The 7053-nt window shown below is 64.0% G+C and carries 8 protein-coding genes and 1 pseudogene; 8 read left to right on the forward strand and 1 reads right to left on the reverse strand.

Features of this window, described 5'->3' with window-relative positions:
- The 3 genes from AC1DY5_RS35745 to AC1DY5_RS35755 all read left to right on the forward strand — a co-directional run.
- A partial coding sequence (locus AC1DY5_RS35745) for a fumarylacetoacetate hydrolase family protein (RefSeq protein WP_478119228.1) occupies positions 1-769 on the forward strand: 769 nt, incomplete at its 5' end.
- Positions 770-816: 47 nt separating this feature from the next.
- Positions 817-1809: a Bug family tripartite tricarboxylate transporter substrate binding protein gene (locus AC1DY5_RS35750; protein WP_478119229.1), complete on the forward strand. Its 993-nt coding sequence runs from the start codon at positions 817-819 to the stop codon at positions 1807-1809.
- Between the two features lie 34 nt (positions 1810-1843).
- Positions 1844-2443, forward strand: a complete 600-nt coding sequence (locus AC1DY5_RS35755; protein WP_478119230.1) for an aldehyde dehydrogenase family protein — start codon at positions 1844-1846, stop codon at positions 2441-2443.
- A 218-nt stretch (positions 2444-2661) separates the two neighbouring features.
- Here the strand turns inward: AC1DY5_RS35755 and AC1DY5_RS35760 are convergent.
- Positions 2662-3247 (reverse strand): annotated as a pseudogene (locus AC1DY5_RS35760) (TetR/AcrR family transcriptional regulator).
- Between the two features lie 132 nt (positions 3248-3379).
- Between AC1DY5_RS35760 and AC1DY5_RS35765 the strand changes: the two are divergent.
- The 5 genes from AC1DY5_RS35765 to AC1DY5_RS35785 all read left to right on the forward strand — a co-directional run bounded on the left by AC1DY5_RS35765 (position 3380) and on the right by AC1DY5_RS35785 (position 6909).
- Entirely contained in the window at positions 3380-4225 is an 846-nt protein-coding gene (locus AC1DY5_RS35765) for an alpha/beta fold hydrolase (RefSeq protein WP_478119231.1), read from the forward strand.
- Between the two features lie 54 nt (positions 4226-4279).
- Entirely contained in the window at positions 4280-5374 is a 1095-nt protein-coding gene (locus AC1DY5_RS35770; protein WP_478119232.1) for an alkene reductase, read from the forward strand.
- A gap of 61 nt (positions 5375-5435) precedes the next feature.
- Positions 5436-6224 (forward strand): SDR family NAD(P)-dependent oxidoreductase, encoded by a 789-nt coding sequence (locus AC1DY5_RS35775; protein ID WP_478119233.1) that lies wholly within the window; start codon positions 5436-5438, stop codon positions 6222-6224.
- A 70-nt stretch (positions 6225-6294) separates the two neighbouring features.
- The gene (locus AC1DY5_RS35780; RefSeq protein WP_478119234.1) at positions 6295-6600 is read left to right on the forward strand and encodes a putative quinol monooxygenase; all 306 of its coding nucleotides are present in this window, start codon (positions 6295-6297) and stop codon (positions 6598-6600) included.
- 24 nt (positions 6601-6624) lie between these two features.
- Positions 6625-6909: an alcohol dehydrogenase catalytic domain-containing protein gene (locus AC1DY5_RS35785; RefSeq protein ID WP_478119235.1), complete on the forward strand. Its 285-nt coding sequence runs from the start codon at positions 6625-6627 to the stop codon at positions 6907-6909.
- Positions 6910-7053 lie beyond the last annotated feature (144 nt).

Below are 7053 nucleotides of genomic sequence, written 5' to 3' on the forward strand. Positions count from 1 at the left end.
GCCGCCGGTCGCGCCGAGCAAGATCATCGCGGTGCATATCTCTTACAGCTCGCGCAGCTTCGAGACCCGCAGCAAGGCCAAGCCCACCGAGACGCCGACCTACTTCACCAAGCCGCCCACCGCGCTCAACGGACACCGCGGCCAGATCCTCAAGCCGGCCGATTGCCTCTACTTGAATTACGAGGGCGAGTACGCGGTGGTCATCGGCAAGACCTGCCGCAACGTCACGCCGGACGAAGCCTGGGACTACATCGAGGGCTTCTGCCCCGCGCTGGACATGGGGCTGCAGAATTTTCGAGACACCGACCAGGGTTCGATGCTCCGCGTCAAGGGTGCGGACACGCTCTTGCCCATCGGGCCAGGCATCGTGCGCGGGGTCGATCTCTTTGCCCAAACGCTGCGCACCTATGTCAACGGCCTCGTCGTGCAGGAAGCACATATCGGCGACGAAACGATCTGGGGGCCGCACTACGTGATCGCCGACATCGCCAGGCACATCACGCTGGTGCCTGGCGACGTGATCCTGATGGGGACACCCTGCCATTCGCGCTCGGTGGATCCAGGCGATCTGGTGGAATGCGAGATCACCGGCCTGGGCCGCGTCGCCGGCACGGTGGTCGCCATCGATGCCCCGCGAGCCAGCGCGCTGGGGGTCGGCCATCCACCGACGGACACCGCCGAAGTGCGCCGGGTGGCCTTTGGTTTCGACGAGCGCGTGCCCGAGCGTCTGAAGAACAACCTGCGCCAGGCACACATCCATCAGCCCTGAGACAGCGTCATTTCAGCTTTTGCCTACAAACACATGGAGACTTGTCTATGAATCCCCCTCGCCGCAAGGTTTTGAAGTTCGCATTCGCGTCAGCAGGCGCTTCTCTCGCTGGCTTCCCACTTCTGGGACACGCCCAATCCATCGAGACCGCGCGAATCGTCTCCGGCTTCGCTGCCGGAGGCACCGTCGACACGCTGGCGCGCCGTGTGGCCGACAAATTGCGGGGCGACTATGCCAAGGCCGTGGTCGTCGACACGAAGTCGGGCGCCGGCGGCCAGATCGCCATCCAGACCATGAAGACCGCGCCCGCGGATGGCAGTGCGATGCTGGTCACGCCCATGTCGATGGTCGGTATCTACCCCCACACGTACAAGAAGCTGGCCTACGATCCCGTGGCCGACCTGACGCCCGTGTCGCTGGGCGTGGTCTTCGACCTGGCATTCGGCGTCGGTCCGATGGTTCCGGCCAACGTCAAGACCATCTCGGATTTCTTCGCCTGGTGCAAGGCGAACCCGTCGCAAGCCAACTTCGGCTCGCCCGCGGCTGGGTCAGTGCCCCACTTCGCGGGCGAGCTCATCGGGCGCGCTGGCAAGGTCGACCTGCGGCATGTCGCATTCCGCGGTTCACAACCGGCTCTTCTCGACATGATTGGCGGCCAGATCGCCGCCGTCTCGGCGCCGGTGGGCGAATTCCTGCCGCATCTGTCCGGCGGCAAGGCGCGTTTGCTGGCCACCACCGGCGCGCAGCGCAGCCGCTTTGCCCCCGACGTGCCGACGCTGGCCGAGCAAGGATTCAAGGACCTGGTGTTCAGCGAATGGTTCGGTTTCTATCTGCCGGCCAAGACCCCGCCCGAGATCGTGAACAAGGCCAATGCGGCAATTCGCGCGGCACTCGCGAAGCCCGACGTCGTCGAGGGACTGGCCGCGATGGGGCTCGAAGCGAAGTCGTCCAGTCCGGCTGAACTCGCAGCGCTGCTGAAGTCGGACTACGAGCGTTGGGGACCCGTCGTCAAGCAGATCGGCTTCACGGCAGAGTCCTGAGCACCTTTGGGGATAGCTTCCAGAGAGCGACTGAATGCAACAGCACGACAACCTCATCAACGGCGAATGGCGCGCCGCCGCCAGCTACAGCGCCAACGTCAACCCGAGCAACCTCGGCGACGTGCTGGGCCAGTACGCGCAGGGCGACGCCGCCCAGGTCGACGCCGCGGTCGCGGCCGCCAGCGCCGCCTTCCCGGCCTGGTCCACCGGCGGCACCCAGGCGCGCTCCGAGGCGCTGGAAAAGATCGGCGCCGAGATCCTGGCGCGCAAGGAAGAGCTCGGCACGCTGCTGGCGCGCGAAGAGGGCAAGACCAAGGCCGAAGGCATCGGCGAAGCCACGCGTGCCGGCCAGATCTTCAAGTTCTTCGCCGGCGAGTGCCCCGCTGAGCGTCTTGAAGAACAACGAGCCTTTGCGATGAATGATGGCCCTCTTCAGGGCCTGCTCGCACAGGTAACGCCGCCTCCGGGAACATGCCGCGTCACAGGATCGGGTGCGGTCCTGCCATGCTTCCTGTGGTTGGTGATGAGCGAGAAGGAGGTCCACGCGTACCTCCTCGCTCGTGATGCAATTCGCCGAATTCAGAGAGTTTCCACCCTCTTCGTTCCCCAGCAGAACCAACGCGCTTGGACATGACCGCGTTCTGGGAGACCCCAGGCGGGCCGCTTTCGGCCCGTCCTGGCGATACGCGCTGTTGGGTTCCCGGCATCGGGCTGACGAGTGCTCGACTGCCAAGCGCCGGGACAGTCCCTGCACGTCGAGCCGAAGCCCTGACTGGAGCTTGATCTCGGAACGGAGTTCGCCCCAACCGCCCTTGCGCCCGCTCACGAACGCTCGCACCCCCTGGGTGTCAGCTACGCCTCAAGGGGCGCGGCCAGCCTCGATAGAACTGCCGCGCGGCAGACATCCAGGATTTCATCGGCGAGTGGCGAGTCGTCAGGACACGCCCGCGACAGCACCAATGCACCGATCACCTGCGCAATCACTTCGATGCGCCTGGCGCGCACGTCGCCTTCCCGTTTGTCGTTCTTCGGCGCGCCGAACTGGTTTGCCAGGGTCGCCAGCAGGCTTTCAACGCCAGTCGCAAAAGCCGTCTTGATCGACTCCGGCTGACGCGCAGCGTCTGCGCATAGCGCGGCCATCGTGCAACCTTCACCAGGAGCGTCCCGGTGCTCGCGGGACAGGTAGTGCTTGACGAACTCCCCCGCATCGAGGCCTTCGGCTTTGGCCGCCGTCTGAGCAAAACCACAGGTCGCCCGCTTCCGCCATCAGGTCGGCCTTGGACGGGAAGTGCTTGTAGAACCCACCATGGGTGAAGCCGGCGGCCGCCATCAAGTCCGCAATCCCCACCCCGTCGCAGCCACGCTCGCGAAACAGCGTAGAGGCCGTTTCGACGATGTGCGCCCGGTTCGCCTGCGCCTGCGCTTTGGTCACCTTCATGTCCAGGATCTCTCCAGATATGCCATCAGTGAAGCCGTGAATATACATTGATGTCGATCATCATCAAAGTCCTTGACAGTAAAGATGATGATCGACATCATTATGTGAACTTACCCCGAAAGGATTCTGAACATGAGCGACACCCACCTGACGGCCCCCACCCGCTACATCGAAGTGGACGGCGACAAGTTCGCCTATCGCCGCTGGGGGAACACCTCCAGCGGACAGCCCCCGCTGTTCTTCGTCCAGCATTTCCGCGGTGGCCTAGACCACTGGGATCCCCTGTTGACCGATGGCCTGGCCGCGGGCCGCGAGGTCATCCTCTACAACGGACGCGGCATTGCCTCCTCGACCGGCACGCCCCGCAACCGGATCGAAGACATGGCAGACGACATCGCCCTGGTGATCCGGGCGCTGGGTCTGTCCCAGGTCGATCTGCTTGGTTTCTCGATCGGGGGCTTCCAGGTGCAGGAGGTCGCACTGCGTCACCCGCAACTGGTTCGCAAGCTTCTTCTGCTCGGCACCGGACTGCGGGGCGGAGATCCAAAGATGGAGCCCAAGGTGCTGGAAGTCGCGCCGAATCCCGTGCCCACCGCAGAAGACTTCCTCTACCTGTTCTTCGGCCGCTCGGACGCTGCGAAGCAGGCGGGTTTGGCGTTCTGGGAGCGCCGCCACCAGCGCGTCGACCAGGATCCGCCCAGCTCCATGGCGGTCGCTCAAGCCCAGGCCGAAGCGCACGCCGCCTACCTGCAACCACTGCCGGGTGCGATCCCCTATGCCTTCCTGAACGCCATCACGCAGCCGACCCTGGTGCTCAACGGCGTCCACGACATCATGATCCCCACGATCAACTCCTGGCATCTGTCGCAGAACATTCCCAACGCACAGCTGTTGATCTACCCCGACGCCGGGCACGGCGCGCAGTTCCAGTATCCCGAGCGCTTCCTCCAACACGCAATCCAGTTCCTGGAGGAGTGATGCCGCCGCGCATCCGCATTTCCCGCCTTACCAACGACGACACAGCAGACAAACATGACTGACAACGCGCTCTTCGAGCCCTACACACTTGGCTCCCTCAAACTGTCCAATCGCATCGTGATGGCGCCGTTGACGCGCAATCGTGCCGGTCCGGGTCTGGTGCCCAGCGAGCACGCCGCCACCTACTACAGTCAACGCGCCTCAGCGGGCCTGATCATCACCGAGGCCACCCAGATCTCGGCCGATGCCCAGGGCTACCAAGACACCCCGGGCCTCTACACGCGGCCGCAGATCGACGGCTGGCGCAAGGTGACCGACGCCGTTCACGCCAAGGGCGGGCGTATCTTCGTCCAGTTGTGGCACGTGGGTCGCATCTCTCACGTCGATCTGCGGCTTGGTGGCACTGCGCCGGTGGCGCCCTCCGCCATCCGCGCCGCGACCAAGACCTTCGTCAACAATGGTTTTCACGATGTCTCCGAGCCACGTGCGCTGACGCTGGATGAGATTCCGGGCATCGTCGAGGATTTCCGCCAGGCTGCGGCCCATGCGATCGCCGCCGGGTTCGATGGCGTCGAGGTCCACGGTGCCAACGGCTACCTGCTGGAGCAGTTCATCAAGGATGGCGCCAATACCCGCACCGACGCGTACGGCGGCTCCGTCGAGAACCGCGCGCGCCTGCTGCTTGAAGTCACCGCTGCCGTGGCAAAGGAGATCGGTGCCGAACGCACGGGCGTGCGCCTCTCGCCGGTGTCGGCGGCCGGTGCCATTTCCTGCAGCGACCCGCAGCCGCAGTACGACTACATCGCCGAGCAACTCAGTGGACTGGGCATCATCTATCTGCATGTCGTCGAAGGCACCACCGGTGGTGCACGCGATTCCGTGCCGTTCGATTTCGATTCGCTGCGCACTCGCTTCAAGAACACCTACCTGGCCAACAACGGGTACGGCCTCGAACTGGCCAAAGCCCGCCTGATCGACGGCAAGGCCGACCTGTTCGCCTTCGGCCGCCCCTTCATCAGCAACCCCGATCTGGTCGAAAGACTGGAGATCGGCGCACCCCTCACCGCGCTCAACCCGGCCACGCTCTATGGCGGTGGCGCCGCGGGCTACATCGACTACCCGGCGCTCGCTGAATCCAGCATTCAGTAGTGCTTTGCCGACGTCGCGAGGCACGGCGGCGGCACCCTTAATTGATCAAGAGAAGAAACATATGACCAAGCGTTCCACTGTTCTCATCACCGGCGCGTCGTCAGGTATTGGTGCTGCCTACGCCGAGCGCTTTGCCAGCCGCGGCCACCATCTCGTGCTGGTCGCTCGCGACAAGGCGAGACTGGATGCGCTGGCCGCTCGCCTGCGCCACGAAAGCAATGTCACTGTTGACGTGCTCCAGGCCGACCTCACGCAGCCAGGCGACCTGGTCGCCGTCGAGACCCGCCTTCGTGACGACGCCAGGATCGGCATCCTCATCAACAATGCCGGGGCTGCCCAATCCGGCAGCTTCATCGAGCAGACAGCCGACAGCATCCACCGACTGGTCACACTCAATACCACGGCGCTGGTTCGACTGGCCGGTGCCATCGCCCCGCGGCTGGTGCAGGCAGGCGAAGGCGCAATCGTCAACATCGGGTCGGTCGTTGGCCTCTCACCGGAGTTCGGCCAGTCGATCTACGGCGCGACGAAGGCATTCGTGCTGTTCCTATCCCAGGGATTGAGCCTGGAGCTCTCGCCCAAGGGCGTCTACGTGCAGGCGGTACTGCCTGCGGGGACTCGTACCGAGATTTGGCAGCGCGCGGGCATCGATATCAGTGCGATGCCTGATTTGATGGAGGTGGGTGAGCTGGTGGATGCCGCGCTGGTCGGCTTCGATCGCCGCGAGCTCGTGTCCATCCCACCCCTGCACGACGCCGCACGCTGGGATGCACTGGATACCGCGCGGCTAGGCCTGCTCTCGGAACTCCGGCAGGCACATGCGGCCGAGCGCTATCGGGCCGCGCCTTGAAACGCCGAGCCGTACACCTTCGACCGGAACCCCACGGACACCCATCAAATTTAAATCAATGGAGAACTTCATGTCGAAGCCATATGCTCTGTGCGTCATCCTGCCTGTGAATCCGGAACATGCCGACGAGTTCGCGGCCCTAGTCCAGGAAAACGTCGCCGGGACGCGCGAGGACAAGGGCGTCGTCACCTTCAACTGGCACCAAGTGGTCGGAGAGACGACCTGGATCCTCTACGAGATCTGGGAGAGCAAGGCAGATTCCGATGCCCACCGGCAGAAGCCCAATGTCCAGGCCTTCTTTGCGAAGGCACCGCAGTTGCTGGCGGGTGAGCCCAAGGTGTTTCAGTTAGGTCCGTTGATCCAGCACAACACATGATGATCACCTAACCAGGAGAAGACAATGACATTCAAGGCATTGCTCGCCGACAAGCCGGGCGACACGATTTCAACCAACCTAGTCGACTTCAAGGACGAGGATCTGATGCCGGGCGACGTCACCGTCGCGGTCGAGTACTCGACGGTGAACTACAAGGACGCGATGGCGCTCGGTGGCCGGTCACCGGTCATCCGCCAGTTTCCGCTGATCCCGGGCATCGACTTTGCCGGTGTCGTCGAGGCCTCCACCTATCCTGGCCTTGACGCTGGCGACCGTGTACTGGCGACCGRCTGGGGACTGAGAAGCTGAGAGTCTTTCGATTTTCCGCTGAAGGCAGTGCGGAGCAACGCGCAGGAAGCTCGCGAAGCAAATTGGGTCGAAAGCATCACCGAGGTGCCAAGTCGAGGGCGTAGGCACTCGCCGAGGGCGCTGAGCGCCGCTTCAGGGCACGCC

This window comes from Variovorax sp. P4_D9, from assembly GCF_056401695.1.